General features: G+C 65.4%; 25 protein-coding genes. 16 read left to right on the top strand and 9 right to left on the bottom strand.

Features of this window, described 5'->3' with window-relative positions; translation table 11 throughout:
- The first annotated feature begins 30 nt into the window (after nt 1-30).
- From dapF to hslU, 8 genes are all read left to right on the top strand, one after another.
- The gene (gene dapF, locus VSR34_RS12145; RefSeq protein WP_342962571.1) at nt 31-897 is read left to right on the top strand and encodes a diaminopimelate epimerase; all 867 of its coding nucleotides are present in this window, start codon (nt 31-33) and stop codon (nt 895-897) included.
- 132 nt (nt 898-1,029) lie between these two features.
- Entirely contained in the window at nt 1,030-1,713 is a 684-nt protein-coding gene (locus VSR34_RS12140) for a DUF484 family protein (protein WP_028211888.1), read from the top strand.
- Nucleotides 1,714-1,747: 34 nt separating this feature from the next.
- The gene (gene xerC, locus VSR34_RS12135; RefSeq protein WP_028211889.1) at nt 1,748-2,686 is read left to right on the top strand and encodes a tyrosine recombinase XerC; all 939 of its coding nucleotides are present in this window, start codon (nt 1,748-1,750) and stop codon (nt 2,684-2,686) included.
- Between the two features lie 76 nt (nt 2,687-2,762).
- Nucleotides 2,763-3,965, top strand: a complete 1,203-nt coding sequence (locus tag VSR34_RS12130) for a class I SAM-dependent rRNA methyltransferase (RefSeq protein ID WP_028211890.1) — start codon at nt 2,763-2,765, stop codon at nt 3,963-3,965.
- A 257-nt stretch (nt 3,966-4,222) separates the two neighbouring features.
- Nucleotides 4,223-5,311 (top strand): GTP-binding protein, encoded by a 1,089-nt coding sequence (locus tag VSR34_RS12125; protein ID WP_342962608.1) that lies wholly within the window; start codon nt 4,223-4,225, stop codon nt 5,309-5,311.
- A gap of 607 nt (nt 5,312-5,918) precedes the next feature.
- A complete protein-coding gene (gene dksA / locus VSR34_RS12120) occupies nt 5,919-6,338 on the top strand; it encodes an RNA polymerase-binding protein DksA (protein WP_028211892.1) in 420 nt (139 codons plus the stop codon).
- Between the two features lie 366 nt (nt 6,339-6,704).
- On the top strand, nt 6,705-7,241 hold the full coding sequence (gene hslV / locus VSR34_RS12115; RefSeq protein ID WP_028211893.1) for an ATP-dependent protease subunit HslV: 537 nt from the start codon (nt 6,705-6,707) through the stop codon (nt 7,239-7,241).
- A 28-nt stretch (nt 7,242-7,269) separates the two neighbouring features.
- Nucleotides 7,270-8,619 carry an ATP-dependent protease ATPase subunit HslU gene (gene hslU / locus VSR34_RS12110; RefSeq protein ID WP_028211894.1) on the top strand — a complete coding sequence of 450 codons (1,350 nt, stop codon included), beginning with the start codon at nt 7,270-7,272 and terminating at the stop codon, nt 8,617-8,619.
- Between the two features lie 249 nt (nt 8,620-8,868).
- Here the strand turns inward: hslU and VSR34_RS12105 are convergent, their stop codons facing one another.
- The 5 genes from VSR34_RS12105 to VSR34_RS12085 all read right to left on the bottom strand — a co-directional run bounded on the left by VSR34_RS12105 (nt 8,869) and on the right by VSR34_RS12085 (nt 12,449).
- A complete protein-coding gene (locus VSR34_RS12105) occupies nt 8,869-9,186 on the bottom strand; it encodes a type II toxin-antitoxin system RelE/ParE family toxin (protein ID WP_342962570.1) in 318 nt (105 codons plus the stop codon).
- A complete protein-coding gene (locus tag VSR34_RS12100) occupies nt 9,186-9,437 on the bottom strand; it encodes a type II toxin-antitoxin system prevent-host-death family antitoxin (RefSeq protein ID WP_028211896.1) in 252 nt (83 codons plus the stop codon). Before VSR34_RS12100 ends, VSR34_RS12105 begins: the two co-directional genes overlap by 1 nt.
- Before the next feature lie 168 nt (nt 9,438-9,605).
- The gene (locus VSR34_RS12095; protein ID WP_028211897.1) at nt 9,606-10,148 is read right to left on the bottom strand and encodes a response regulator transcription factor; all 543 of its coding nucleotides are present in this window, start codon (nt 10,146-10,148) and stop codon (nt 9,606-9,608) included.
- Between the two features lie 18 nt (nt 10,149-10,166).
- A complete protein-coding gene (locus VSR34_RS12090) occupies nt 10,167-11,609 on the bottom strand; it encodes an ATP-binding protein (RefSeq protein WP_342962569.1) in 1,443 nt (480 codons plus the stop codon).
- 603 nt (nt 11,610-12,212) lie between these two features.
- A complete protein-coding gene (locus VSR34_RS12085) occupies nt 12,213-12,449 on the bottom strand; it encodes a cysteine-rich CWC family protein (protein WP_028211898.1) in 237 nt (78 codons plus the stop codon).
- A 354-nt stretch (nt 12,450-12,803) separates the two neighbouring features.
- Between VSR34_RS12085 and argB the strand changes: the two genes are divergently transcribed.
- From argB to VSR34_RS12045, 8 genes are all read left to right on the top strand, one after another.
- The gene (gene argB, locus VSR34_RS12080) at nt 12,804-13,703 is read left to right on the top strand and encodes an acetylglutamate kinase (RefSeq protein ID WP_028211899.1); all 900 of its coding nucleotides are present in this window, start codon (nt 12,804-12,806) and stop codon (nt 13,701-13,703) included.
- A 53-nt stretch (nt 13,704-13,756) separates the two neighbouring features.
- Nucleotides 13,757-14,500, top strand: a complete 744-nt coding sequence (locus VSR34_RS12075; protein WP_028211900.1) for a pyrimidine 5'-nucleotidase — start codon at nt 13,757-13,759, stop codon at nt 14,498-14,500.
- 45 nt (nt 14,501-14,545) lie between these two features.
- The gene (slmA, locus tag VSR34_RS12070) at nt 14,546-15,232 is read left to right on the top strand and encodes a nucleoid occlusion factor SlmA (protein ID WP_028211901.1); all 687 of its coding nucleotides are present in this window, start codon (nt 14,546-14,548) and stop codon (nt 15,230-15,232) included.
- A gap of 51 nt (nt 15,233-15,283) precedes the next feature.
- Nucleotides 15,284-15,865 carry an HdeD family acid-resistance protein gene (locus VSR34_RS12065; protein WP_042288731.1) on the top strand — a complete coding sequence of 194 codons (582 nt, stop codon included), beginning with the start codon at nt 15,284-15,286 and terminating at the stop codon, nt 15,863-15,865.
- 276 nt (nt 15,866-16,141) lie between these two features.
- A complete protein-coding gene (locus tag VSR34_RS12060) occupies nt 16,142-17,287 on the top strand; it encodes a homoserine O-acetyltransferase (RefSeq protein ID WP_028211903.1) in 1,146 nt (381 codons plus the stop codon).
- The gene (gene metW, locus VSR34_RS12055) at nt 17,284-17,892 is read left to right on the top strand and encodes a methionine biosynthesis protein MetW (RefSeq protein ID WP_028211904.1); all 609 of its coding nucleotides are present in this window, start codon (nt 17,284-17,286) and stop codon (nt 17,890-17,892) included. Before VSR34_RS12060 ends, metW begins: the two co-directional genes overlap by 4 nt.
- A 105-nt stretch (nt 17,893-17,997) precedes the next feature.
- Nucleotides 17,998-19,392 carry an AmpG family muropeptide MFS transporter gene (locus VSR34_RS12050; protein ID WP_342962568.1) on the top strand — a complete coding sequence of 465 codons (1,395 nt, stop codon included), beginning with the start codon at nt 17,998-18,000 and terminating at the stop codon, nt 19,390-19,392.
- The gene (locus VSR34_RS12045) at nt 19,389-20,498 is read left to right on the top strand and encodes a M48 family metallopeptidase (protein ID WP_342962567.1); all 1,110 of its coding nucleotides are present in this window, start codon (nt 19,389-19,391) and stop codon (nt 20,496-20,498) included. Before VSR34_RS12050 ends, VSR34_RS12045 begins: the two co-directional genes overlap by 4 nt.
- Before the next feature lie 27 nt (nt 20,499-20,525).
- Here the strand turns inward: VSR34_RS12045 and VSR34_RS12040 are convergent, their stop codons facing one another.
- From VSR34_RS12040 to gatA, 4 genes are all read right to left on the bottom strand, one after another.
- Nucleotides 20,526-21,305 carry an exodeoxyribonuclease III gene (locus tag VSR34_RS12040; RefSeq protein ID WP_028211907.1) on the bottom strand — a complete coding sequence of 260 codons (780 nt, stop codon included), beginning with the start codon at nt 21,303-21,305 and terminating at the stop codon, nt 20,526-20,528.
- 91 nt (nt 21,306-21,396) lie between these two features.
- Nucleotides 21,397-22,233 (bottom strand): PPK2 family polyphosphate kinase, encoded by an 837-nt coding sequence (locus tag VSR34_RS12035; RefSeq protein WP_342962566.1) that lies wholly within the window; start codon nt 22,231-22,233, stop codon nt 21,397-21,399.
- 144 nt (nt 22,234-22,377) lie between these two features.
- Nucleotides 22,378-23,853: an Asp-tRNA(Asn)/Glu-tRNA(Gln) amidotransferase subunit GatB gene (gene gatB / locus VSR34_RS12030; RefSeq protein WP_342962565.1), complete on the bottom strand. Its 1,476-nt coding sequence runs from the start codon at nt 23,851-23,853 to the stop codon at nt 22,378-22,380.
- A gap of 2 nt (nt 23,854-23,855) precedes the next feature.
- The gene (gatA, locus tag VSR34_RS12025) at nt 23,856-25,346 is read right to left on the bottom strand and encodes an Asp-tRNA(Asn)/Glu-tRNA(Gln) amidotransferase subunit GatA (RefSeq protein WP_028211910.1); all 1,491 of its coding nucleotides are present in this window, start codon (nt 25,344-25,346) and stop codon (nt 23,856-23,858) included.
- Between the last annotated feature and the right edge of the window lie 35 nt (nt 25,347-25,381).

The raw sequence follows: 25,381 nt of genomic DNA, 5'->3' as shown, positions 1-25,381 counted from the left end.
TTTCATCGGCGCCTCGCTTACAATACCGGCATGAAACTCAAATTCACCAAGATGCATGGCGCGGGCAACGACTTCGTCGTGCTCGACGGCTACAGCCAGGACATCCAGCTCACGCCGGAGCGCGTGCGCGAACTCGCCGACCGCCACTTCGGCATCGGCGCGGACCAGTTGCTGCTCGTCGAAAAGCCCACCGTGGAAGGCGTGGATTTCCGCTATCGCATCTTCAATTGCGACGGCGGCGAGGTCGAGCACTGTGGCAACGGCGCGCGCTGCTTCGTGAAATTCGTGCGCGAGCGCAAGCTCACCGATTCGAACCGCGTGCGCGTGCAAGTGCAGAAGGGCACGATCACGCTCGTCGTGCAGGAGAACGGTGAAGTCGTCGTCGACATGGACCGCCCCGAGTTCGAGCCGGCGCTCGTGCCGTTCAACGCCAACGGCCTCGAAGGCCGCCGCGAAGGCAACGACACGCTCTGGCCGCTCGACGTGAATGGCGCGAGACGCTGGGTGTCGGTGGTCTCGATGGGCAATCCCCACGCGGTGCAGGTCGTGGACGACGTCGAGGCGTACCCGGTGAAGACCGAAGGCGCCGTCATCGAAACGCATGCGCGCTTTCCCAACAAGGTGAATGCTGGTTTCATGCAGATCGTTTCGCGCAACGAAGTGAAGCTGCGCGTTTTCGAGCGCGGCGCGGGCGAAACGCTCGCGTGCGGCACGGGCGCCTGCGCGGCCGTGGCGGCAGGCATTCGCCGCGGGCTGCTCGACTCGCCCGTGAAGGTGCACACGCACGGCGGCCTGCTGACCATCGCCTGGGACGGCGCGCGCGACGAATCCGCAGCGCTCACCATGGCGGGGCCGGCCACGACGGTATTCGAAGGCGAGATCGAGCTGGCCGACTAGCGCGGGCGCTCTGGACCCTGGCGGCGCAGCGCGACGAGAGAACGTCGCGCCCCCCCAACGACTCGACTGCATGACAGACTGCGCGCCTCCCAATGCGATGCGCGCGCCTCACAACTACAACGCGTCCACAACATGAACGATCGCGAAGTTGCCGACTACCTGCTCGCCCACCCCGATTTTTTCGTCGAGCATGCCGAACTGCTCGCGTCGATCAAGCTGGGCAATCCGCACGGCAAGGCTGCCGTGTCGCTGCAGGAGCGCCAGATGGAGATGCTGCGCGAGAAGAACAAGCATCTCGAGCGCCGTCTTTCGGAGCTGCTGCGCTACGGGCACGAGAACGATTCGATCGCGTCGAAGTTCAACCGCTGGACCACGCGGATGATCGCTGAGCGCGATCCGTACGCGCTGCCGCGCACGATCACGCAGAACCTGCGCGACGTATTCGACATGCCGCAGGCCGCCCTGCGCCTGTGGGACGTCGCCGAGGCTTACGGCCAGGCCGATTTCGCGCGCCATACCGGTGAGGAAGTGCGGATCTTCGCGAACAGTCTCGACACACCCTACTGCGGCGCGAACACGGGCTTCGAGGCCGCGCAATGGCTCGATTCGAGCGAGGGCACCGCCGAATCGGTCGCGATCATCGCGCTGCGCGCGCCCGCGCAAGCCTCGAACGATGCGCCCGAAGGCAACGCCTTCGGCCTGCTGGTGATGGGCTCGCCCGACGCGCGCCGCTTCCACGAAGGCATGGCCACCGATTTCCTCACGCAGATCGGCGCACTCGCGAGCGCGGCGCTTACGCGCCTGCTGCCCCACTGACGCTCACCGACCGCCCCGAACGAAGCCGCCAACCGTGAACTCCACCGATCCGATCGCCGAATACCTCGCGATGCTCGAACACGAGCGGCGGCTCTCGGAGCACACGCTGCGCGGCTACACGCACGAACTCGGCGAGCTTGTGAAGCTTGCCAACGGCAAGCCCCTCGAAACGGTCACGGCCGCGCAGGTGCGCGGGGCGGTGGCGCGCGCGCACGCCGGGGGCCTCTCCGCGCGCTCGATCGCGCACCGGCTCTCGGCGTGGCGCGCCTTTTACCGCTGGCTCGCGGGGCGCGTCGAACTCGAGGCGAATCCGGTGGCCGCCGTGCGGGCGCCCAAGCGCGCGAAGACGCTGCCGAAGGCGCTTTCCGTGGACGACGCCGCGCAACTCATGGAAGCCCCCGCGATTGCCGGTGCGCAGGAAGGCGGTCCCGAAGCGCTGCGTGACCGCGCGATGCTCGAACTGTTCTACTCGTCGGGGCTGCGGCTCGCGGAACTGGTCGGGCTCGACGTGCGCTACGTGAAGCGCGAGGGCTACGAATCGGCGGGCTGGCTCAAGCGCGACGCCGCCGAAGTGGAGGTGCACGGCAAGGGCAACCGCCACCGCGCCGTGCCGGTCGGGCGCAAGGCGCTCGACGCGCTCGACGCGTGGATCGCGGCCCGCGGCGCGTTCGTGAAGCACGACGACGCCCCGCTCTTTCTCTCCGTGCGCGGCAACCGCATGGCGCCCGGTGTGGTGCGCGAGCGCGTGAAGCGCGCGGCCATCGCGGCGGGCATTCCGGCGAACGTGCACCCGCACGTGCTGCGGCACTCGTTCGCCACCCACCTGCTGCAATCGAGCGGCGATCTGCGCGCCGTGCAGGAGCTGCTCGGCCACGCGAGCATTTCGGCCACCCAGGTCTATACGTCGCTCGACTTTCAGCATCTCGCGAAGGTCTACGACACCGCGCATCCGCGCGCCAAAAAGCGCGACTGAAGCGCAGCGGCGCGAGCCCATCGGCGACAGGCAACGCCGCGTGCCGCGCGCGCAGTTACCCAGCATCGAACCCATCATGAATATCGTCACCCTCAAGCCGTCGAAAGAAAAATCCCTGCTGCGCCGCCATCCGTGGATCTACGCCAACGCGATCGACCGCGTGGACGGCAAGCCCGCCCCCGGCGCGACCGTCATCGTGCGCTCGGCGGACGGCCGTTTTCTCGCGCGCGCCGCGTATAGCCCGCATTCGCAGATCCGCGCGCGCGTGTGGAGCTTCGACGAGAACGAGCCGATCGACCATGCGTTCTTCAAGCGCCGCGTGCAGCGCGCCGTGGCCGACCGCCGCGCGATGGTGAGCGGCACGGGCGCGGTGCGCCTCATCTTCGGCGAGGCCGACGGACTGCCCGGCCTCGTCGTCGACCAATACACCGAAGACGGAGGCGAGGGCCGCAGCCAGATCGTGTGCCAGTTCATGGCCGCGGGCGTCGAGGCGTGGAAGGAAGCGATCGTCGCGGCGCTCACGTCGGCAACGGGCTGCCCGAACGTGTACGAGCGCTCGGACGTCTCGATCCGCGAAAAGGAAGGGCTCGAACAGATCACCGGCCTGCTCGCCGGCGACGAGCCGCCCGAAACGATCATCACGAGCGAGAACGGCGTGCGCTATCACGTGGACGTGCGCAACGGCCACAAAACGGGCTTCTACGTCGACCAGCGCGACAACCGCGCGCTCGTGCAGACCTACGCTGCCGGGCGCGAGGTGCTCAACTGCTTCTGCTACACGGGCGGCTTCTCGCTCGCGGCCATGAAGGGGGGCGCGAAGCGCGTCGTGTCGATCGACTCGTCGGGCGAGGCGCTCGCCACGGCACAGAAGAACGTTCAGGCGAACGGCTTCGACGCGGCGCTCGCCACCTGGCTCGACGCCGACGCCTTCAAGACGCTGCGCCGCCTCTACGACGAAGGCGAGCGCTTCGACCTCGTGGTGCTCGATCCCCCCAAGTTCGCGGCCTCGCGCGAGCACGTGGACCGCGCCGCGCGCGCCTACAAGGACATCAACCTCACGGGTTTCAAACTGCTGCGTCCGGGCGGCCTGCTGTTCACGTACTCGTGCTCGGGCGCGATCGATTCGGCGCTGTTCCAGAAGATCGTGGCGGGCGCCGCCGCCGACGCCAAGGTCGACGCGCGCATCCTCAAGCGCCTCGGCGCGGGCGTCGATCACCCGCTGCTCACGGCGTTCCCCGAAGGCGAATATCTGAAGGGCTTGTTGTTGCAAATCGCCTGAGGCGGCCTTATCTGGATTCTCCCGGCGGCACGCGTTTCCGGTCGCCCGTTCGAACCCCGATTCGATCTCGTGCCAGGCCCTCGCATGCGAGCGCGGCCCGGATGTGATTCAATACGAAGTTATGTTGTAACACTCGAAGGCATCGGGGCCCGGCGCCCCGCCGCCGCATGGCCCGATGCTTCGGCGCACCAGAACGCAGCACGGCGCGCCTGAACCGACACCCGAACATCTACCAGGCAGACAGCATGGCAACCAGCATGATCCCCGTCACCATCCTGACCGGCTTTCTCGGCAGCGGCAAAACCACGCTGCTCAAGCGCATCCTGAACGAGAAGCACGGCATGAAGATCGCCGTGATCGAGAACGAGTTCGGCGAAGAGAACATCGACAACGAGATCCTCGTGCAGGACAGCAACGAGCAGATCATCCAGATGAGCAACGGCTGCATCTGCTGCACGATTCGCGGCGACCTCGCCCGGGTGCTGGGCGACCTCGCGCAGCAAAAGCGCGACGGCAAGCTGGACTTCGACCGCGTGGTGATCGAGACCACGGGTCTCGCGAATCCGGGTCCGGTTGCGCAGACGTTCTTCATGGATAACGAGATCGCCGACGAATTCCTGCTCGACGCGATCATCACGCTCGTGGACGCCAAGCACGGCAACCGTCAGCTCGACGAACACGAAGTCGTGCAGCGCCAGGTGGGTTTCGCCGATCGCCTGTTCATCACGAAGGCGGACCTCGTCGACGAGGACGAACTCGCCGACCTGCGCCACCGCGTGCTGCACATGAACCCGAGGGCGCAGGTCCGCCTGGTCAATTTCGGCGAGGCCGACATCAAGGAAGTGTTCGACCTGCGCGGCTTCAACCTGAATGCCAAGCTCGAGATCGACCCGGACTTCCTCGCGGAAGACGATCATGCGCACGACCACGATCATGACCACGCGCACGCCCACGCGCATGATCATGATCACGCCAGTTGCGACCACGATCACGGCCAGTGCAACCACGAAGGCCACGAGCACGGCCATCACCACCATGCGCACCACGACGACAAGATCAAGTCGTTCGTCTACCGCAGCGACCGCCCCTTCGACCCGAACCGCCTCGAGGACTTCCTCGGCGGCATCCTGCAGATCTACGGCGAGCGCCTGCTGCGCTATAAGGGCGTGCTCTATATGAAGGGCGTGGACCGCAAGGTGGTGTTCCAGGGCGTGCACCAGATGATGGGGAGCGATCTTGCCGCCAAGTGGCTGCCGATCGAGAAGAAGGGCAGCAAGATGGTGTTCATCGGCATCGAACTGCCGCAGGATCTCATCACCGACGGGCTGGACGCCTGCCTCGCCTGAGGATTTCGCCGCTTTCGCGCCTATTTTGAGAGATGCCCGGAGCGCTGCCGGGCGTTTTCGTCTGCCCTTTCCGCGCGCCAGCGGGACCGCCGGCCAAGTCCCGGCGTGCCTCCCAACACGGTCCTCCCCCTTTTACACGCCAAATAACGTACCCGACCATCGCTTTTTCACGATTGGCGCGTTATATTTTCTGGATATCGTCCGGTTCGCAAACCCGTTGAATAAAGGCCGGCCGCCGCAGGGATTTCCCGCTTGCGGTTCGAGTTTGCGGTTCGGTTACAATACGGCCCCACTGGAAGAAGGCGCCCCGGAATGACGAGGGTTCGCCTCACCGGCAGCGCATCGCGTCGCAGCGCGCAGTCGGTACGATATATGCCTCAGGAGCATCTGAAGAACGGTTTCCAGAGGAGTTCGGCCCCGCAGCGGCGCTTCGGCGTCACGACAGTTCATCGTCCGTGCCCGCCAGCGCGCATGACGGCGCGGTGAATGCGCCTGGCAAGGTGGCAAAGGTTGAATGTGGTAAAGGGCCACCGCGGCCACTGCGGGCAACACAAAAGTGCAGGCAAGATGTGCCAGTTTTGCCTCACTCATTGAAGAAGCAAGCCAGATGACGACGACACGACTCTTGACCGAAGCCGAAATCCTGAAGATGAGCGACAAGGATTACATGAACGAGGATCAGCTCGCCTTCTTCAAGAACCGGCTCGAACAGCTGCAGGCGGAAATTCTCCGCAATGCGGGCCAGACAACCGAGAATCTGCGCGAAACCGTGATCGTTCCCGATCCGGCCGACCGCGCGACGATCGAAGAAGAGCATGCGCTCGAACTGCGCACGCGCGATCGCGAGCGCAAGCTGCTCAAGAAGGTGCAGCAGTCGCTCGCGCGCATCGAGTCCGGCGAATACGGCTGGTGCGAAGAAACGGGCGAGCCGATCGGCATCCCGCGTCTGCTCGCACGTCCGACCGCCACGCTCTCGCTCGAAGCGCAGGAGCGCCGCGAGCTGCGCCAGAAGCTGTTCGGCGATTGAGCTTTTTTCCAGCCGCGAGACCGGTTCTCGCGGCGGACGATTTGCCTTCCTTGTCGAAGCGCACGGAGCACCGTGCGCTTTTTTCTTTTGTGCGCCCCTCGCGCATCGTCCGGAATTCTTGCGGCCGCGAGCGCTGCTTCCCGGCTAGCCCGGTTGCCGTTTTTCTTGATCCCGCGGGCCTTGATATGCCCGGCGTCGCCCTAAAATCGAGTTGATATGCGCTCGCAGCGCGCCGCTGGCGCGCGCAACGCACCGGAATTCCGGGCAGCGGCGCCCCTCACGTCGTGCGCCGCCTCGCCCACCCGAAAGCGGCAGGCAATCCACTTTCGCACCCAACCCCGGCATCAACGGCAAAAAGGAACGCATATGGAGCAATTTCACGGCACGACGATCGTATCCGTGCGGCGCGGCGACAAGGTCGCGCTCGGCGGCGACGGCCAGGTCACCCTCGGCAACATCGTCATGAAGGGTGGCGCGAAGAAGGTCCGGCGCATTTACGGCGGCAAGGTCATGGTCGGCTTCGCCGGCGGCACCGCCGACGCGTTCTCGCTGCTCGACCGCTTCGAAGCCAAGCTCGAAAAGCATCAGGGCAATCTCACGCGCGCGGCCGTCGAACTGGCGAAAGACTGGCGCACCGACCGGATGCTGCGCCGCCTCGAAGCGATGCTGATCGCCGCCGACGCGCAAACCACGCTCGTCATCACCGGCAACGGCGACGTGCTCGATCCCGAAGGCGGCATTTGCGCGATCGGCTCGGGCGGCGCGTATGCGCAGGCCGCGGCCCGTGCGCTCATCGAGAACACCGAGCTTTCGCCGCGCGAGATCGTCGAAAAATCGCTCGAGATCGCGGGCGACATGTGCATCTACACGAATCACAACCGCGTGATCGAAACCATCGAGTAACCCGCCGGACAGACGAGAAGGAATCAGGATGAGCACCATGACCCCCGCCGAGATCGTCTCGGAACTCGACAAGCACATCATCGGCCAGTCAAACGCGAAAAAGGCCGTGGCCGTCGCGCTGCGCAACCGCTGGCGCCGCCAGCAGGTGGCCGAGCCGCTGCGCCAGGAAATCACGCCGAAGAACATCCTCATGATCGGGCCGACGGGCGTCGGCAAGACCGAAATCGCACGGCGTCTCGCCAAGCTCGCAGACGCGCCCTTCATCAAGATCGAAGCAACGAAGTTCACCGAAGTGGGCTACGTGGGCCGCGACGTGGACAGCATCGTGCGCGACCTCATCGAAATTTCCGTGAAGCAGACGCGCGAAACGGAAATGCGCAAAGTGCGCAGCAAGGCCACCGACCAGGCCGAAGACCGCATCCTCGACATCCTGCTGCCGAGCGCGCGTCCGGTAGGCTTCGGTTCGTCCGATGCAGCGAGCCACGGCGAAGGCGACAATGTCACGCGCCAAACCTTCCGCAAGCGCCTGCGCGAAGGCCAGCTCGACGACAAGGAAATCGAGTTCGACGTCGAACTGCCGCAAGTGGGCATGGACATCATGGGGCCGCCGGGCATGGAAGACATGACCGAGCAGATCCGCTCGATGTTCGCCAACCTCGGCGGCGGCAAGAAGACGCGCCGCAAGGTGAAGGTCAAGGAAGCGCTGAAACTCCTGACCGACGAGGAAGCGGGCAAGATGCTCAACGACGAAGAGGTCAAGCAAAAGGCCGTGCAGAACGTCGAGCAGAACGGCATCGTGTTCCTCGACGAAATCGACAAGATCGCCTCGCGCAACACCGAAGGCAGCGGCGGCGGCGAAGTCTCGCGCCAGGGCGTGCAGCGCGACCTGCTCCCGCTCGTGGAAGGCACGACCATCAACACGAAGTTCGGGATGGTCAAGACCGACCACATCCTGTTCATCGCGAGCGGCGCGTTCCATCTTTCGAAGCCGAGCGATCTGATTCCGGAACTGCAAGGCCGTTTCCCGATTCGCGTGGAACTGGACTCGCTCTCCGTGAAGGACTTCGAAGCGATTCTGGTCGCCACCGACGCGAGCCTCGTCAAGCAATACCAGGCGCTGCTCGCCACCGAAGACGTGCAGCTCGATTTCGCCGAAGACGGCATTCGCCGCCTCGCGGAAATCGCCTTCTCCGTGAACGAGAAGACCGAGAACATCGGCGCGCGCCGTCTCTATACGGTGATCGAAAAGTTGCTGGAAGATGTGTCGTTCGCGGCCGGCAATCACGCGGGCAAGAGCGTGACCATCGACGCGGCGTATGTCGATAAGGCGCTCGGCGAAGTGGCGCAGGACGAAGATTTGTCGCGGTATGTGCTGTAACTGCGAGCCCGAATTGCGGCGCAACGCATGGAAAAGGGACCCCGCAGGCAAGCTGATCGCTTGAGCTGTTGAAACCGGCACCTGATTCCACAAATGGCCCCTGTTGGTCAACGACTTACAGGGGCTTTTCCATGACCGGTCTGTTCTCGTTCTCACGAAGCACCGGTGCCTGGAACCCAGGAAGATCGAGTCGACGACCCAGGAAAGCAACCCGGGCTCAATATGCAGCCGGAGTTTATCCACCCCCGGCTACTTTTTGGAAAGTTTTTGACTTTCTTCCCAGGCGGTAGCCGCAGCTTCATAGATGCCGCCGTCGCGGCGGCCGACCGCAAGTACGACGATGTCGGGCGGGCTTTCTCCGTCACGGACCAGGTAGACCAGACGGTAGCCGACGCCGCGCAGCTTGATTGTGTAGCAATCCATGCGTGGCGCGCCCAGCTCAGCGCCCGGCACCCGTGGCGTCTCCAACCGCTTTTTGAGCGCCGTCTTGAAATGTGCCTTGACCGAACCGTCGAGGGCCGCCCATTCCTCAAGCGCCTCGGGCACGAACCGCAGGTCGTGCGTCATCACAGCTCATCGAGGTCGACCTTGACCGAACGGTCCACCGACTTCAGGCGAGACTCCGCCAACGTTGAGAGCTGACGCTCGTCGTACAGCTCAGCCATCTGGGCCATCAGCTCTGGCGAAACGGTGTAGAAGGCGGGGCGGTTATGGTTTAGCACTGCGACCGGCTGGCCCTGCGCCTCCTCTATCACTTTTCCGGGGTTTTGCTTGAACTCCGAGATGCTGACCGTCAGCAAGCTGTAGATATTTTCCATATCGACTCCCAAATTAGGTCGAAATTTAGACCTATTTTACGTCGATTCTTGCCTATGCCGCTGCAGGACGAAAAACCGCCTCACGGAGGAGGCGGCATTGCGTTCAAAACGAAACCGCCGACTAGCTTTTCACCTGCTTAGTCGACCGGCTTGCCCCGCAGGGCGTACTTACTGGCGCACCGGGCGCTTCGCGAGCTTGCGCTGCAGCGTGCGGCGGTGCATGTTGAGCGCGCGCGCCGTGGCCGAGATGTTGCCATTGTGCTCGGCCAGCACGCGCTGGATGTGCTCCCACTCGAGGCGCGCGACCGAGAGCGGCGCCGGATGCTCGATGGCTTCCTCGGCCTGCAGTGCGCTCGCATCGCTTTGCAGTGCGGAGAGAATCATCTCGACGTTCGCGGGCTTGGCCAGATAGTTGTCCGCGCCGTCCTTCACCGCCTGCACCGCGGTGGCGATGCTTGCGTAGCCGGTGAGGACGAGCATGCGCGCGTCAGGCTGCAGTTCGCGCAGCGGGGCGATGAGCGACAGGCCCGAATCGTTGCCGAGATGCAGGTCCACGGTGATCTGCGCGAACTTCTCCTGATTGGCGAAGCGGATCGCCTCCTCCGCGTTGTGTGCCTGCTTCACCTCGAAGCCGCGCCGCGTGAGCCCGCGTGCGAGGATGTCGGAGAACACTTCGTCGTCGTCGATGACCAGAAAACTCATATCGCTCATGCCTATTTCTCCGTGTTGTTAGGCGGCGCCGGGCCGGGCCGGCCCCTCGCCTGAACCAATCTCCGAAACCGCGGACGCTGCACCCCCGCGCGTTGCCGCAGAATTCGCCTGACCCGCCTCGCCCGCCTTGACCTGCTTCGCCGGCAAGCGCAGCACCGCGCGGGTGCCGCGCGCCTTGCGGGTGCGCGCGCCCCCGCCGGTTGCGGCGCCGGGCGACGCCTCGTCGTCCGCGCCGCTCACTTCGCCCGACGCGCTGCCGGGCGGCGAGACGTCATTGAGCTCGATCGACCCGCCGAGCCGCGCCGCCGACGAAAACGCCAGATAGAGCCCCACGCCGTGACCGCCTTGCGTGCTGTCCACGGGCGCGGCGCCGAGCGAGGCGCGCAGCGATGCGGGAATGCCGGGCCCCGCATCGCAGACTTCGAAATCAGCGTAACCGGCGCGCGCTGCGTGGAACGCGCGCAACGTCACGAAATCGCGGCTCGCGCGCGCGGCGTTGTCGAGCAGGATAGTGAGAATCTGGCCGACCGCGACGGTGTCGTCGAGGGCGAGGTCGTCCGGTGCGTCGTCCAGGAGTTCGAACTTCACGTGCGGATGGCGCAGGCGCCATTGCTCGACGAACGGCCCGAGCCATTCGCTCACCACCTGGCGGCTGCCCGTGGACGAGGCGCGGCTCCTCAGCCGCGCAAGCGCCGAAGTGCAGAGCGAGATCTGCTTGTCGAGCAGGTCGAGGTCGGCCGTATAGGGCGCGAGACCCTTATCCGTGCGCGCGATGTCGCGCAGCTCCTCGGTCAGCATGGCGATGGTCGAGAGCGGCGTGCCGATCTCGTGCGCCACGGTGGCCGCCTGCACGCCGAGCGCCACGGCGCGCTCATCGCGCAGGAGGCGCTGCTGGGCGTCGCCGAGCGCCGTATCGCGCTGACGCAGCGCACGCGACATGCGCGCGACGAACCACACGATCAGGCACACGCTCACCATGAAGTTCACCCACATGCCCGCGCGATAGTAATCGAACAGGTTGGCGGGATTGTCGAGATTGAGCGGCACGCTGTCGAAGCCGAGCAGCACGTAGCAGGCGACGCTGAAGGCCGCGAGCCATCCGGTGAGATACCAGGGCAGCACGGCGGCCGCGATGGCGAGCGAAGGCAGATAGAGCGAGACGAACGGATTGGTCGTGCCGCCCGAAAGAAAGAGCAGTGCGGAAAGCGCACCCAGATCGACCCAAAGCTGGCCGAACAGTTCGAGATTCGACTCCGGGCGATCCTGTGTGACGCGCAGCCAGGTGACGCCATTGAACGCGACTTCCAGGGCGATCACGAACAGCATGGCCGGCAACGGCAATTGCACGCCAATGAAGAGCTGCACGAACGCGATCGTGCAGAGCTGGCCGATGATGGCAAGACTGCGCAGCCAGAACAGATGGCTGAGATTGACACGAGCACTGACGGTTATGCGATGCATGATGTCAGTTTACCGGCTAAAACTTGTCTGATTCATCATCTTGAAAGGTTTGCTTCAACCTGGGTAATCCGCGACCGATGCGCCCGCACACGAATTGCCGCCCGCCGTCTCGTTCGCTCGGGGCTCGCGTTGCCGTTTGCAAACCGCCACGCCAAAGCGGTAGCACCTTACCGCCGAGCGCAGGAAATCGCGCGAACGTTTCCAGATCTGCGCAAGAATCTTGCAAACATTTTGATGTAAATCAAATTTTACGGGAGCGAAAGGGGATGAACTGCAACGCCGCGCAGCCGTGCGATGAAATCGAGTACGCGGCGCGCGCCGCATGCCAGTATGCGCTCAACGACGCATGGTTACGCGCGAACCTGTCGACGACCCAGCGTCTGCAAGCAAGGGGCGATTATGTGGGAGGGAGGCCGGCCCGGCCCGGATGAAGCTCACCTGGAAAGGGAAAGGGCGAATTGGCTGCAGCCCGTCCCGCCTTCCTGAAACCCGAGTGGCGAGGAGGCGAACCGCTCGTCGGCCGCACGCTGCCTGTGTGGGCCGGACAGGGACGCGTCCCGCCTCCGGGCGCCGGTCTCGCAAAAGTCGCGCTCGAGCCGCAACTCAGGGCATCGAAAGGCCGCCCTTGGGCGCGCCGCCCGGCGCTGGGGCCATGGCTGCCACGAGGCATTCGGGACACAGGCAGCGCCCGCGCGGGTCGAGTTCGTTCGCAGGCAACGCGGGCAGCGACTTGCACCAGCAATCGAACGGTTCGGTGTTCCTGCCGCAGTCGAAGCTGTTGCCGCAGCGCGGGCAGCGGGCGCTTTTCATGCCAGCGGCGGGGACGGCTGAAGCGGTCATGGCGCACTCCTCTCGAACCATGCGTCGGCGACACGAAGATGATGCCACAGCCGGGCCGCGTGGCTGCCGCCTCGCCTTCCCCACCCCGAGTCTGCGACCTCCTCGCTACCCCGTTCCGCCCGCTTCCACTGAGCCGCGCCGCGTTCGCCCCCGGGGTTGCCACGCGCCGCGATTCGTCCGCTGTTCGCCGCGTTTTTCGCGCCGTTTTTCCCCGCCGTTTTGGCTGCTGCACCGCGCCAGTCCTGTACAATCCGGCCTGTTTCGACCGTTTTGCGGCCGCGCTTTTCGTTCGCGGATTTCATCCGCGAGTTGCGTCCGCGAGTTCTATCCGATTCACGTCCTGTCCCCGCCGCCATGTCCGAGCCCCTCGACCTTTCGCAGATCGCACCCACCCTGAAAGCCGAAATCCTGGCCGAAGCGCTGCCTTACATTCGCCAGTACCACGGCAAGACCATCGTCATCAAGTACGGCGGCAACGCCATGACCGAGGAGCGGCTCAAGCAGGGCTTCGCACGCGACGTGATCCTGCTCAAGCTCGTGGGCATCAATCCGGTCATCGTGCACGGCGGCGGCCCGCAGATCGACACGGCGCTCAAGAAGATCGGCAAGCAGGGCACCTTCATCCAGGGCATGCGCGTAACCGATGAAGAAACCATGGAAGTCGTCGAGTGGGTGCTCGGCGGCGAGGTGCAGCAGGACATCGTCACGCTCATCAACCACTTCGGCGGCCATGCGGTTGGCCTGACCGGCAAGGACGGCGGCCTGATCCACGCACGCAAGCTGATGATGCCGGACCGCGACAACCCCGGTCAGTACATCGACATCGGCCAGGTGGGCGAGGTCGAGGCGATCAATCCGGCGGTCGTGAAGGCGCTCCAGGACGACGCATTCATTCCGGTGATCTCGCCGATCGGCTTCGGCGAAGACGGCCTCTCGTACAACATCAACGCCGACCTCGTGGCGGGCAAGCTCGCGGTGGTGCTCAACGCCGAAAAGCTCGTGATGATGACGAACATTCCCGGCGTCATGGACAAGGCGGGCAACCTGCTCACCGACCTTTCGGCACGCGAGATCGACGCGCTGTTCGAAGACGGCACGATCTCGGGCGGCATGCTGCCGAAGATCTCGTCCGCGCTCGACGCCGCCAAGAGCGGCGTGCGCTCGGTGCACATCATCGACGGCCGCATCGAGCACTCGGTGCTGCTCGAAATCCTGACCGAACAGCCGTTCGGCACGATGATCCGCTCGCACTGAGCGCCTTCCCCCCGGCGGCAGCGCCTCGCTGCCGCCGCGCCTCACGCCCCGCAATGACCGACTCCCGCCACACTGCCAGGGGCGCCCGGCGCCTTCCGCGACGCGTCGCCCCTGCGCCGGGCACGCCAGTCTGGCTATTCGATCTCGACAACACGTTGCATTGCGCGTCGCGCGCGATCTTTCCGGCCATCAACGCGGCGATGACGCAGTACATCATCGACGCGCTCGGCGTGAGCCGCGCCGAGGCCGATCACCTGCGCACGAGCTACACGCACCGCTACGGCGCCGCGCTCCTCGGTCTCACGCGCCACCACCGGATCGATCCGCACGACTTCCTCAAGGTCGTGCACACGTTCCCCGACCTGCACGCCATGCTGCATGCCGAGCGCGGCCTCGCCCGCACGCTCGCCGCGCTGCCCGGCCGCAAGATCGTGCTCACCAACGGCCCCGAAGACTATGCGCACGCGGTACTCGCGGCGCTCGGCATCGATCGCGCGTTCGAGCGCGTGATCGCCATCGAGGGCATGCGCGCCCGCGGTCACTGGCGCGCCAAGCCCGATCGCGCGATGCTGCGCCGCACGCTGCGCCAGGCGCGCGTGGCGCTCGCGGATGCGATCCTGATCGAAGACACCCGCAGCCATCTCAAGCGCTACCGGGGCCTTGGCATCGGCACCGTATGGATTACGGGGCATCTGCCGGCGCACCTGCCGGGCACCGGACGGCCCCACTATGTCGATCGTCGCATTCGTTCGCTAAAATCCCTGAAACCAGGCCTGCATTCGGGACGCTCGAAGTAAAACGGGGGAGCGCACACCCAGAGGCCAAAGCCAGGGACGATATCCATGCAGCCGACAGAAACGCGCGAAGCAGTCGAAGCAGCAGAATCGCCGGGCGCGGCCCGCCGCGCCCCCCGCCCGAAACCGGGCGAACGCCGCATACACATTCTCCAGACGCTCGCCACCATGCTCGAGGCGCCGCGCGGCGAGAGGATCACCACCGCAGCGCTGGCCGCGCGCCTTGGCGTTTCCGAGGCGGCGCTGTATCGCCACTTCGCGAGCAAGGCCCAGATGTACGAGGGCCTCATCGACTTCATCGAGCAGACGCTCTTCGGGCTAATCAACCAGATCGTCGAGAAAGAGCCGAGCGGCGTCATGCAGGCGCGCGCCATCGCGCTCATGCTCGTCAACTTTTCCACGCGCAACGCCGGCATGACGCGCGTGTTGACCTGCGAAGCCCTCGTGGGCGAGCACGAGCGGCTCGCCGACCGGGTGAACCAGATGCTCGATCGCGTCGAGGCGTCGCTGCGCCAATGCCTGCGCGTCGATCTGGCACAGGAGGCCGAGCGCAAATCTGTTTCGGGGTCCGACCACGTCAATGCAAAGCCTGCGGCGAGAGGCTACGATCCAACGGTCCGTGCAAATCTGGTCGTCCGCTATGTGATCGGTTGCTGGCATCGCTATGCGCAAAGCGGCTTCACGCGTTCGCCGAGCGAGCACGCCGACGAGCAGATCCGCATCCTTCTTCAATAGCGCGGCCGCGCGGGGTGTTGCCCGGGCGGCGACGATAAGGAGAACCGCCACATGAACCGTCCCGTTCCTCCCGCCGGCCTGCCTCCCATCCTTGCCAGCCTTTCCGCGCATTGGGGCTGGCTCATCGCGCGCGGCATCGCCGCCATCGTGTTCGGCATCCTCGCCGTCATGATGCCCGGCCTCACGGTGCTCACGCTCGCCATCATCTGGGGCGCCTACGCGATCGTCGATGGCGCCTTCGCGCTCATCTACGGCGCGCGCGGCGGCGGCAAGCGGCGCTGGACCCACATCGTCATCGGTCTGATCGGCGTGATCGCCGGGCTCGTGGCGTTTTTCTGGCCCGGCGAGACCGCCATCGTGCTCGTGATGATCATCGGCGTCTGGGCGTTCTTCACGGGCATCTTCGAGATCATTTACGCGATCCAGTACCGGCATGCCATCGCGCATCCGTGGGCCGTGGGGATTTCGGGGCTGCTGTCGGCCACGGTCGGCTTTTTCTTCGCGGTCTTCCCCGGCGCGGGCGCGCTCTCGCTGATCTGGGTGATCGCCGCCTATGCGATCCTCTACGGCATCCTGATGATCGTCGCGGCCTTCCAGCTCAAACGCTGGCGCGACGCCCATCCGCCGAAGTGATAACGCCTTGCGGCCTCGCGCGGCGCGCGGGCGCGTGAAGGAAGGCGGCGCGCCCCTGGCGAGCCGCATTGCTTTGCACTTTTTCCGATATACTCTGCGTTCCTTCTGCAATACCCACGCGCCGATTTGCTGACTCGATTGCGGGCGCGTGAACTCCAGGGCCTGAGCCCGGAGTTCGATATAAATGCGGCTAAAGAGGTCGTCAGCTGCGCCACTCCTTTCGCACTCCGCGCCCGCCGACACCGTTTAGCCGCCCGAAAAACCAAGGCGGAACGAATGGAATCGATCGGCATCGTCGCTCCTCAAACACTGCATTTCGACGAGCCCCTGCAACTGCAGAACGGCACGGCGCTGGCCGGGTACGACCTCGTGGTCGAGACCTATGGCACGCTCAACGCCGCGCGCAGCAATGCGGTGCTCGTCTGTCACGCGCTCAATGCCTCGCACCACGTGGCGGGCGTCTACGAAAGCGACCCGAAGAACGTCGGCTGGTGGGACAACATGGTCGGCCCGGGCAAGCCGCTCGACACCAATCGCTTCTTCGTGATCGGCGTGAACAACCTGGGCTCGTGTTTCGGCTCGACCGGCCCGATGAGCATCGATCCCGCCACCGGCCGGCCCTACGGCGCGAAATTTCCGGTCGTGACCGTCGAGGACTGGGTGGATGCCCAGGCGCGCGTGGCCGATCGCTTCGGCATCGAAAAGTTCGCGGCGGTGATGGGCGGCAGCCTCGGCGGCATGCAGGCGCTCGCCTGGAGCCTGCGCTATCCCGACCGGCTCGGCCATTGCATCGTGATCGCTTCCACGCCCAAGCTCTCGGCGCAGAACATCGCGTTCAACGAGGTCGCGCGCTCCGCGATCCTCTCGGACCCCGACTTCCACGGCGGCGACTACTACGCGCACAACGTGAAGCCGCGCCGCGGCCTGCGCGTGGCGCGCATGATCGGCCACATCACCTATCTCTCCGACGACGACATGGCCGAGAAATTCGGCCGTGCGCTGCGCCGCCCGGAAGGCGCCGTGAACGAGTACAACTTCAGCTTCGACGTGGAGTTCGAGGTGGAGTCGTATCTGCGCTATCAGGGCGACAAGTTCGCCGACTACTTCGACGCGAACACATATTTGCTGATCACGCGCGCACTCGATTATTTCGATCCCGCCAAGGCGTATGACGGCGACCTCACGCACGCGCTCGCGCACACGAAGGCGAAATATCTCGTGGCGAGCTTCGCGACCGACTGGCGTTTCGCGCCCGCGCGCTCGCGCGAACTCGTGAAGGCGCTGCTCGATCACAAGCGCCAGGTGAGCTACGCGGAGATCGACGCGCCGCACGGCCACGACGCATTCCTGCTCGACGACGCGCGCTATCACAACGTGGTGCGCGCCTACTACGAACGTATTGCTGCTGAGGTGGGCGCATGAACCAGAGCGCTTTCGACAGTCTTTCCGCCCGTCCCGACTTTCGCACCATCGCGCGCTGGGTCGAGCCGCGCGCCACGGTGCTCGATCTGGGCTGCGGCGACGGCGCGCTGCTCTCGCTCCTGTGCGAAGAACTGGAGTGCACGGGCTACGGTATCGAGATCAACGACGCGGGCGTGCTCGCCTCGGTGAAGAACGGCATCAACGTGATCCAGCAGAATCTCGAAGACGGCCTGCGCCTCTTCGAGGACGCGAGTTTCGACTTCGCGATCCTGTCGCAAACGCTGCAGACCATCCACCAGACCGCCGCGATCCTGCGCGAGACGGCCCGCGTGGGCAAGGAGTGCATCGTCTCGTTCCCGAACTTCGGCTACTGGCCGCACCGGCTTTCGGTGCTGCGCGGACGCATGCCGGTTTCGAAGTCGCTGCCCTACCAGTGGCACAACACGCCGAACGTGCGGGTTCTCACGGTGAAGGATTTCGAGGCGCTCGCGCCCGAGGTCGGCATCGAAATTCTCGACCGCGCCGTGCTCCATGGGGGCCAGACCGTTCGTTGGGGTGTGAACTGGCGTGGTAGTCTTGCGGTCTATCGCGTGAGAAAAAAATGACGCCGTGCGCGGCGTCGCGTGGTTTTCCGCCCGTCCGGTTCCCTTGGGACCGCACACAAGATCGCACCCAGGATCGAACCCAACATCGCCGCCGCTAACGACGACATGCAGAATCCGCCCCACGAGGCACCCGCTCTTACCGCTCACGAATCCCACCCCGGCTGGCGTGCGTATCTGAATACGCACATGCTGATCTGCGTGTTCCTCGGCTTCACCTCGGGGCTGCCGCTCTTCACGCTCGTCTATCTCGTGCAGGCGTGGCTGCGCTCCGAGGGCGTCAATCTCAAGGAAATCGGCCTCTTCGCGCTGATCCAGTTCCCGTACACGTGGAAGTTCGTCTGGGCGCCGCTCATGGACCGCTACGTGCCCCGCCTGCCGGGCTGGAAACCGGGGCGGCGGCGCGGCTGGATGCTGGTCACGCAAATTCTCGTGGCGCTCGCCATCGGCACGCTCGGCTACGTCTCGCCGAAAGATTCGATCTGGACCGTGGCCGCACTGACGGCGCTCGTGGCGTTCTTCGGCGCGAGCCAGGACATCGCCATCGACGCCTACCGGCGCGAGCTGCTCACGGATACCCAGCAGGGCCTCGGCAACGCCGTGCACGTGAACGCGTACAAGATCGCGGCGCTCGTGCCCGGCTCGCTCGCGCTGATCCTCTCCGACCACCTGCCGTGGAGCACCGTGTTCGTCGTCACGGCGGTGTTCATGATTCCCGGCATGATCATGACGCTCATGGTGAGCGAGCCCCAGGTGCATGGCGCGCCGCCGAAGAACCTGCGCGAAGCGATCGTGCAGCCGTTCGCCGAGTTCGTGCAGCGCGACGGCCTCGCCGCGGCACTGTTCGTGCTTGCCTTCATCTTTCTCTACAAGCTCGGCGATACGATGGCGACCACGCTGTCCACATCGTTCTTCCTCGACATCGGCTACTCGCGCACCGAGATCGGTGTGATCGCCAAGATGACGGCGTTCGGCGCGAGTCTCGCGGGCGGCATCATCGGCGGCGTGGCGCTCGTGAAGATCGGCATCGGGCGCGGGCTGTGGATCTTCGGTTTCCTGCAGATGATTTCGACGCTCGGCTTCGCGTGGCTCGCGCAGCTCGGCCCGGGCTCGCCCTCGCTCGCGGCCATCTATGACGCCGTGCTCGCCGTGAGCCACGCGGTTTCGTGGGCCGCGGGGCTGGTTGGCGCGAACGTGCAGTTCACGCTCGACCCGCGCGCCGTGGCGCTGGCACTCGTCTATGGATTCGAGACCTTCGCCACGGGCCTCACGCTCGCCGCGTTCACCGCCTATATTGCAAGCACGACCGATCCGCGCTACACCGCCACGCAGTTCGCGCTCTTCACGAGCCTCGCCTCCGTGCCGCGCACGCTGGCTTCCGCCGCGAGCGGCTACGTGGTCGCGCAGATCGGCTGGTTCGACTACTTCATCGTCTGCACGTTGCTCGCGGTACCCGGTATGCTCCTGCTCATTCGTATCGCCCCCTGGAGAATCCGGCCGTGAGCACGCCTGAGACCGCCGTGCAAAGCCCGCGCGCGCCGCTGCGCCGCGGCATGCGCGCCCGGACGCTCGCGCTGGCCATCGCGGCGGCCTTAGCGGCTTTTTGCGCGGGCGATGCGTGGTCCGCCGACAACCCGGCGGCCGTGCCGGCCAACACCGCATTGGCACCGGGGAGCAGCGCTGCGAACGCCGGCAATGTCGCAACGAACCCGACAAACAACGCGAACGGCGCTGCAAATGGCGGTGCGGGCGCGAACGTCGCGGCGGCCAACCTCTCCCCCGGCGCGCCGAACACGGGCCGCGTGGTGCGCTTCGGCAACGCAGCCGTCTACCGCAATCTGATTCCCTCGCCGATGCTCGAAGCGCAGGCCACCGCCGAGTTCAACGAGATCGTGCGCGGCGCGGCGCATTCGAACCGCCTCTACGCCGAAAGCGATCCGCACGTGCAGCGTGTGCGCGCCTTCGTCGACCGTCTCGCACCTTATGCGCAGAAGTGGAGCGATCGCGTCAAGAACTGGAAATGGGAAGTGGCGGTCATCCGCTCGACCGATATCCGCATGTACGCGCTGCCGGGCGGCAAGATCGTCGTGTACGGCGGCCTGCTCGACCGCGTGAAGCTCAACGACAACGAGTTCGGCGTGCTGCTCGGCCACGAGATCGCCCACGCGGTGCGCGAGCACGTGCGCGAGCGCCTCGGCGAACAGGAGGCCGCGCAGATCGAATCGGGCAGCGTGCCGCAACTCTTCGGTCTCGCGGATCTCGGCGTGTTTCCGCTCGGCATCGGCTCGCAGCTCGTGGAGATGCACTACGGCCGCCCCGACGAAACCGAAGCCGACGTGATCGGCAGCGATATCGCCGCGCGCGCGGGCTTCGATCCACGCGCCGCGATCACGGCCTGGGACAAGCTCGCGGTGGCGACGCGCGCCGACCGCGATCAGGGCTTCATCTACGTGCATCCCTACACGCCGGCGCGCCGCGCCGATATCGTCAAGCGCCTCGTCGACATGATGCCGCTTTACGCAAAGGCCATCGGCAAGCCGCTCGCCGAGCTGCCCGACTACGAGGGCATCGCGGCTATCCAGAAACGCAAGGTCGTATCGGCGCCCTGAACCGGGCGCCTCACGCCAGGCTGATCGTCAGCCTTTGACCTTGTAGTCGTAGTCGACGGTCAGCGGCGCGTGGTCGCTGAACTTGATATCCCTGAAGATCGACGTCTTCTTCGCCTTGTGCGCAATGCCCGGCGTCGCGATCTGATAGTCGATGCGCCACCCCACGTTCTTCGCATACGCCTGGCCGCGGTTGCTCCACCACGTGTACTGCTCGGGGCGCGGGTCGAGCGTGCGGAAGACGTCCACGTAGCCCACGTCGTCGAACAGCTTCGTGAGCCACGCGCGCTCTTCGGGCAGGCAGCCGGAGTTCTTCTGGTTGCCCTTCCAGTTCTTGATGTCGATTTCCTTGTGGACGATGTTCACGTCGCCGCACAGGATCACTTCGCGCTCGCGCTTGAGCGCCTCGAGGTGCGGCATGAACTCGTCCATGAAACGGTACTTCGCGGCCTGGCGCTCGTCGCCGCTCGAGCCAGATGGTATGTAGACCGAAATGACGGAAAGCTTGCCGAAGCGCGTTTCCACATAGCGCCCCTCCGGATCGAACTCCTCGCTGCCAAAGCCGATGATGACTTCGTCGGGCTCGTGGCGCGAGTAGACGCCCGCGCCGCTATAGCCCTTCTTCACCGCATGCTGGAAGTAGCCGGTGAAGTCGTGCGGCGCGAGGAACTCGGGTGTCATGTCGTCCTGCGAGCACTTGATTTCCTGCACGCAGAGCACGTCGGCCTTCTGTTCGCCGAACCATTCGAAAAAGCCCTTCTTCGCCGCCGAGCGGATGCCGTTCAGATTCGCGGTGATCACACGCAACATGTCTTCTTTCCTCTTGATTTTGTGTTGCCTCGCGCCGCGCCAAAGTCTGACCGCGGTCTGCACTGCGCGGCGCGAAGGAATACGGTCGGCCTCACTCGATCTTGAGACCCTTGAGCTCGGCCTTGGCCGGCGGATATTCGAGCTTCAGGCTTTCCATGAGGCGCAGCAGCAATTCGGCCACCATGAGATTGCGATGCGACTTCGAATTGGCGGGAATCACGTACCACGGCGCGTATTCGGTGGAGGTGGCCACGAGCGCGTCATGGTACGAGGCCTGATAAGCGTCCCAATGCTTGCGCGCCTCCAGATCCGATACGTCGAACTTCCAGTGCTTGGTGGGATCGTCGATGCGCGCCTGGATGCGGCTTCGCTGCTCGTCCTTCGAGATGTGCAGCATGCACTTGATGATCGACGTGCCGTTTTCGGCAAGCAGCGCCTCGAAATCGCGGATCTGCCGGTAGCGGCGCTCGCACTCGGCCGCGTTGAGCTGGCCGAGCACGCGCGGCACGAGCACGTCTTCGTAGTGACTGCGGTTGAAGATCGCCAGCTCGCCCGCTCCGGGCACCTGCAGATGCACGCGCCAGAGAAAGTCGCGCGCCGTCTCGATGGGCGTGGGCGCGCGAAACGGCACGATGCGCAGGCCGAGCGGATCCACCTCGTGAAACACGCCGCGGATCGTGCCGTCCTTGCCGCTCGTGTCCATGCCCTGCAGCACGAGCAGCACGCGCTGATGGCGCTGCGCGTGCAAACGCTCCTGAAGCAGGTCGAGCTTGTTGCCGATCTCGGCGAGGCGGTTGCGATCGCCTTCCTTGGTGCCGGTCGAGAATGGCCTTGCAGCCGCATCGAGCGCCGACAGCGAGAACGTCTCCGACTTCTTGCTGCTGAAGTACGGCACGCGGTAATCGTCGAGACTCGGGACTTTGGACATATGTTGTTCTCCTTTCTCGTGATTCGAGCGGCGGTGAAGCGAGCGCTCGCCGTGGCAAGACGCCTGAAGCGGCAAGGCGGCGCCGCACTGCTACGCACGACGCCGCCTTGCAGCATGCCCGAATCGGGCCGGACTCGCCCCGACTCAGCCGAGCTTCTTCTTCAGCAGTTCGTTGACCTGCTGCGGATTCGCCTTGCCCTTCGTGGCCTTCATCGCCTGGCCGATCAGCGCGTTGAACGCCTTTTCCTTGCCCGCGCGGAATTCCTCGACCGACTTCGCGTTCGCCGCGAGCACCTCGTCGATGATCGCTTCCAGCGCGCCGGTGTCGGAGATCTGCTTGAGGCCCTTCGCTTCGATGATGCGGTCGACGGCGGCCTCGTCCACGGCTTTCTCGTCCCACATCGCCTGGAAGACTTCCTTGGCGATCTTGTTCGAGATCGTGCCGTCGGCGATGCGCGCGAGCAGCAGCGCGAACTGCGCGGCCGAGACCGGCGAAGCGTCGATTTCCAGGCCTTCGCGGTTCAGCTGCGACGAGACCTCGCCCATCAGCCAGTTCGCGGCGGCCTTTGCTTGTGCGGCGCCGGCTTTCGCGACGACCGCTTCGAAGTACGCGGCCATCGCCTTCGAAGACGTGAGCACGTTCGCATCGTACGGCGTCACGCCGTACTGCTCGACGAAACGCTTTTGCATCGTCGCTGGCAGCTCGGGCATCTCGCCCTTCACGCGCTCGACCCACGCCGCGTCGATCACGAGCGGCATGAGGTCGGGGTCGGGGAAGTAGCGGTAGTCGTGCGCGTCTTCCTTGCTGCGCATCGAGCGCGTTTCGCGCTTGTCCGGATCGTAGAGACGCGTTTCCTGCACCACCGTGCCGCCGTCTTCGATCAGCTCGATCTGGCGGCGCACTTCGTACTGGATCGCCTCTTCGAGGAAGCGGAACGAGTTCAGGTTCTTGATCTCGGCGCGCGTGCCGAACTCCTTCTGGCCGACCGGGCGCACCGAAACGTTGGCGTCGCAACGGAACGAGCCTTCCTGCATGTTGCCGTCGCAGATGCCGAGCCACACGACGAGCGTGTGCAGCGACTTGGCGTACGCGACCGCTTCCGCCGCGCTGCGCATTTCGGGCTCCGTGACGATTTCGAGCAGCGGCGTGCCGGCGCGGTTCAGGTCGATGCCCGTCATGCCCGCGAAGTCTTCGTGCAGCGACTTGCCGGCGTCCTCTTCGAGGTGCGCGCGGGTGAGATTGATGGTCTTCTCGTACGCTTCCTTGCCGGCCTTTTCGTTGGCAGGAACCTGAATGGTGATCTGACCGCCCTGCACGACCGGAATCTCGTACTGGCTGATCTGATAGCCCTTCGGCAGGTCCGGATAGAAGTAGTTCTTGCGCGCGAAGATGCTGCGCGGCGCGACCGTCGCGTTGATCGCGAGGCCGAACTGGATCGCGCGCTCCACGGCGCCGCGGTTCATCACCGGCAGCACGCCCGGCAGCGCGAGATCGACGGGGCAGGCCTGCGAGTTGGGCGCCGCGCCGAACTGCGTCGAGGCGCCCGAGAAGATCTTCGACGCGGTGGACAATTGCGCGTGCGTTTCGAGACCGATAACGACTTCCCACTGTGTTGCCATGTTCACACCTCTGCCGGCGCCTTGCGATGCCAGTCGGTCGCGCGCTGGAAAGCGTCGGCGACCTGCAGCATGCGGGCCTCGTTGAAATAGTTGCCGACGATCTGCAGACCGACGGGCCGCTGCGCGTTCGCGCCCGCGCCGAAGCCGCACGGCACGCTCATGCCGGGCAGGCCCGCGAGGCTGGTCGACAGCGTGTAGATGTCCGCGAGGTACATCTGCAGCGGATCGTCGCCCTTCGCGCCCAGGTCCCAGGCCACGCTCGGCGCGACCGGTCCCATGATGACGTCGCACTGCCTGAACGCTTGCTGGAAATCCTGCGCGATGATGCGGCGGATCTTCTGCGCCTGCAGGTAGTACGCGTCGTAGTAGCCGTGCGAGAGCACGTAGGTGCCCACCAGAATGCGGCGCTTCACTTCGGGGCCGAAGCCCTCGGCGCGCGACTTCTTGTACATGTCGAGCAGATCGCGGTATTCGGCCGCACGATGGCCGAAGCGCACGCCGTCGAAGCGCGAGAGATTCGACGAGGCTTCCGCCGGGGCGATCACGTAGTACACGGGGATCGACAGCTCGGTTTTCGGCAGCGTGACTTCCACGAGCGACGCGCCAAGCGACTCGTACGTCTTGAGCGCGGCGTCGATGGCAGCCCGCACGTCGTCGGCGAGGCCCGCGCCGAAGTACTCCTTCGGCAGGCCGATGCGCAGACCCGCGAGCGGCTTGTCGGCCGACGCGTCGGCGCTCCACTGCTGGCCGAGGAAGCGCGTGTAGTCCTCGTGCTCGTGCGTGAGGCTCGTCGAGTCGCGCTCGTCGAAACCGCCCATGGCGTTCAGCAGCAACGCGCAGTCCGCGGCATTCAGCGCGAACGGGCCGCCCTGGTCGAGCGACGAGGCGAACGCGATCATGCCGTAGCGCGACACGCGGCCATACGTGGGCTTGATGCCCGTCACGCCCGTGAACGACGCCGGCTGGCGAATCGAGCCGCCCGTGTCGGTGCCGGTGGCGGCGGGTGCGAGGCGCGCGGCGACGGCCGCGGCGGAACCGCCCGACGAGCCGCCGGGCACGGCCTTCTTGTCCCACGGGTTCTTCACGGCGCCGAAATGCGAGTTCTCGTTGGACGAGCCCATCGCGAATTCGTCCATGTTGGTCTTGCCGAGGCAGACCATGCCCGCGCGCTCGAGGCGCTCGACGACGGTGGCGTCGAACGGGCTCACATAGTTCGCGAGCATCTTCGAGCCGGCCGTCGAGCGCCAGCCGCGCGTGACGAATACGTCCTTGTGCGCGAGCGGAACGCCCGCGAGCGGGCCCGCGTGGCCCGAGTGCAGGAGCGCGTCGGCGGCCTTGGCCTGGGCGAGCGTCAATTCGGGATTGACGTCGACGAACGCGTTCAGATCTCGATGCGCCTCGATCCGGCCGAGAAAGTGCTGGGCCAGCTCGACTGCGGAGCACTCCTTCGCAGCCAGCGCGGCGCGCAGTTCGGTCAAGCTTTTGTCATGCATTGCGTGATTCCTGGAAGAACGTCACGGCGCGGTCG

The sequence above is a fragment of the Paraburkholderia sp. JHI2823 genome, from assembly GCF_038900695.1.
In the GTDB taxonomy this organism is placed as follows: Bacteria; Pseudomonadota; Gammaproteobacteria; order Burkholderiales; family Burkholderiaceae; genus Paraburkholderia; species Paraburkholderia mimosarum.
This window is presented reverse-complemented; position numbering and strand designations above follow the sequence as displayed.

Excerpts from the sequence above, each read along its gene's own strand:
- gatA (WP_028211910.1), bottom strand. The coding sequence starts at position 25,346 with ATGCATGACAAAAGCTTGACCGAACTGCGCGCCGCGCTGGCTGCGAAG.
- VSR34_RS12105 (WP_342962570.1), bottom strand. The coding sequence starts at position 9,186 with ATGACGCACGACCTGCGGTTCGTGCCCGAGGCGCTTGAGGAATGGGCG.
- VSR34_RS12085 (WP_028211898.1), bottom strand. The coding sequence starts at position 12,449 with ATGACCGCTTCAGCCGTCCCCGCCGCTGGCATGAAAAGCGCCCGCTGC.
- VSR34_RS12075 (WP_028211900.1), top strand. The coding sequence starts at position 13,757 with ATGACCGACTCCCGCCACACTGCCAGGGGCGCCCGGCGCCTTCCGCGA.
- VSR34_RS12090 (WP_342962569.1), bottom strand. The coding sequence starts at position 11,609 with ATGCATCGCATAACCGTCAGTGCTCGTGTCAATCTCAGCCATCTGTTC.
- VSR34_RS12040 (WP_028211907.1), bottom strand. The coding sequence starts at position 21,305 with ATGTTGCGTGTGATCACCGCGAATCTGAACGGCATCCGCTCGGCGGCG.
- hslV (WP_028211893.1), top strand. The coding sequence starts at position 6,705 with ATGGAGCAATTTCACGGCACGACGATCGTATCCGTGCGGCGCGGCGAC.
- metW (WP_028211904.1), top strand. The coding sequence starts at position 17,284 with ATGAACCAGAGCGCTTTCGACAGTCTTTCCGCCCGTCCCGACTTTCGC.
- VSR34_RS12050 (WP_342962568.1), top strand. The coding sequence starts at position 17,998 with ATGCAGAATCCGCCCCACGAGGCACCCGCTCTTACCGCTCACGAATCC.
- VSR34_RS12125 (WP_342962608.1), top strand. The coding sequence starts at position 4,223 with ATGATCCCCGTCACCATCCTGACCGGCTTTCTCGGCAGCGGCAAAACC.
- VSR34_RS12130 (WP_028211890.1), top strand. The coding sequence starts at position 2,763 with ATGAATATCGTCACCCTCAAGCCGTCGAAAGAAAAATCCCTGCTGCGC.
- VSR34_RS12035 (WP_342962566.1), bottom strand. The coding sequence starts at position 22,233 with ATGTCCAAAGTCCCGAGTCTCGACGATTACCGCGTGCCGTACTTCAGC.
- dapF (WP_342962571.1), top strand. The coding sequence starts at position 31 with ATGAAACTCAAATTCACCAAGATGCATGGCGCGGGCAACGACTTCGTC.
- hslU (WP_028211894.1), top strand. The coding sequence starts at position 7,270 with ATGAGCACCATGACCCCCGCCGAGATCGTCTCGGAACTCGACAAGCAC.
- VSR34_RS12100 (WP_028211896.1), bottom strand. The coding sequence starts at position 9,437 with ATGGAAAATATCTACAGCTTGCTGACGGTCAGCATCTCGGAGTTCAAG.
- argB (WP_028211899.1), top strand. The coding sequence starts at position 12,804 with ATGTCCGAGCCCCTCGACCTTTCGCAGATCGCACCCACCCTGAAAGCC.
- VSR34_RS12095 (WP_028211897.1), bottom strand. The coding sequence starts at position 10,148 with ATGAGCGATATGAGTTTTCTGGTCATCGACGACGACGAAGTGTTCTCC.
- slmA (WP_028211901.1), top strand. The coding sequence starts at position 14,546 with ATGCAGCCGACAGAAACGCGCGAAGCAGTCGAAGCAGCAGAATCGCCG.
- VSR34_RS12060 (WP_028211903.1), top strand. The coding sequence starts at position 16,142 with ATGGAATCGATCGGCATCGTCGCTCCTCAAACACTGCATTTCGACGAG.
- VSR34_RS12065 (WP_042288731.1), top strand. The coding sequence starts at position 15,284 with ATGAACCGTCCCGTTCCTCCCGCCGGCCTGCCTCCCATCCTTGCCAGC.
- dksA (WP_028211892.1), top strand. The coding sequence starts at position 5,919 with ATGACGACGACACGACTCTTGACCGAAGCCGAAATCCTGAAGATGAGC.
- gatB (WP_342962565.1), bottom strand. The coding sequence starts at position 23,853 with ATGGCAACACAGTGGGAAGTCGTTATCGGTCTCGAAACGCACGCGCAA.
- VSR34_RS12140 (WP_028211888.1), top strand. The coding sequence starts at position 1,030 with ATGAACGATCGCGAAGTTGCCGACTACCTGCTCGCCCACCCCGATTTT.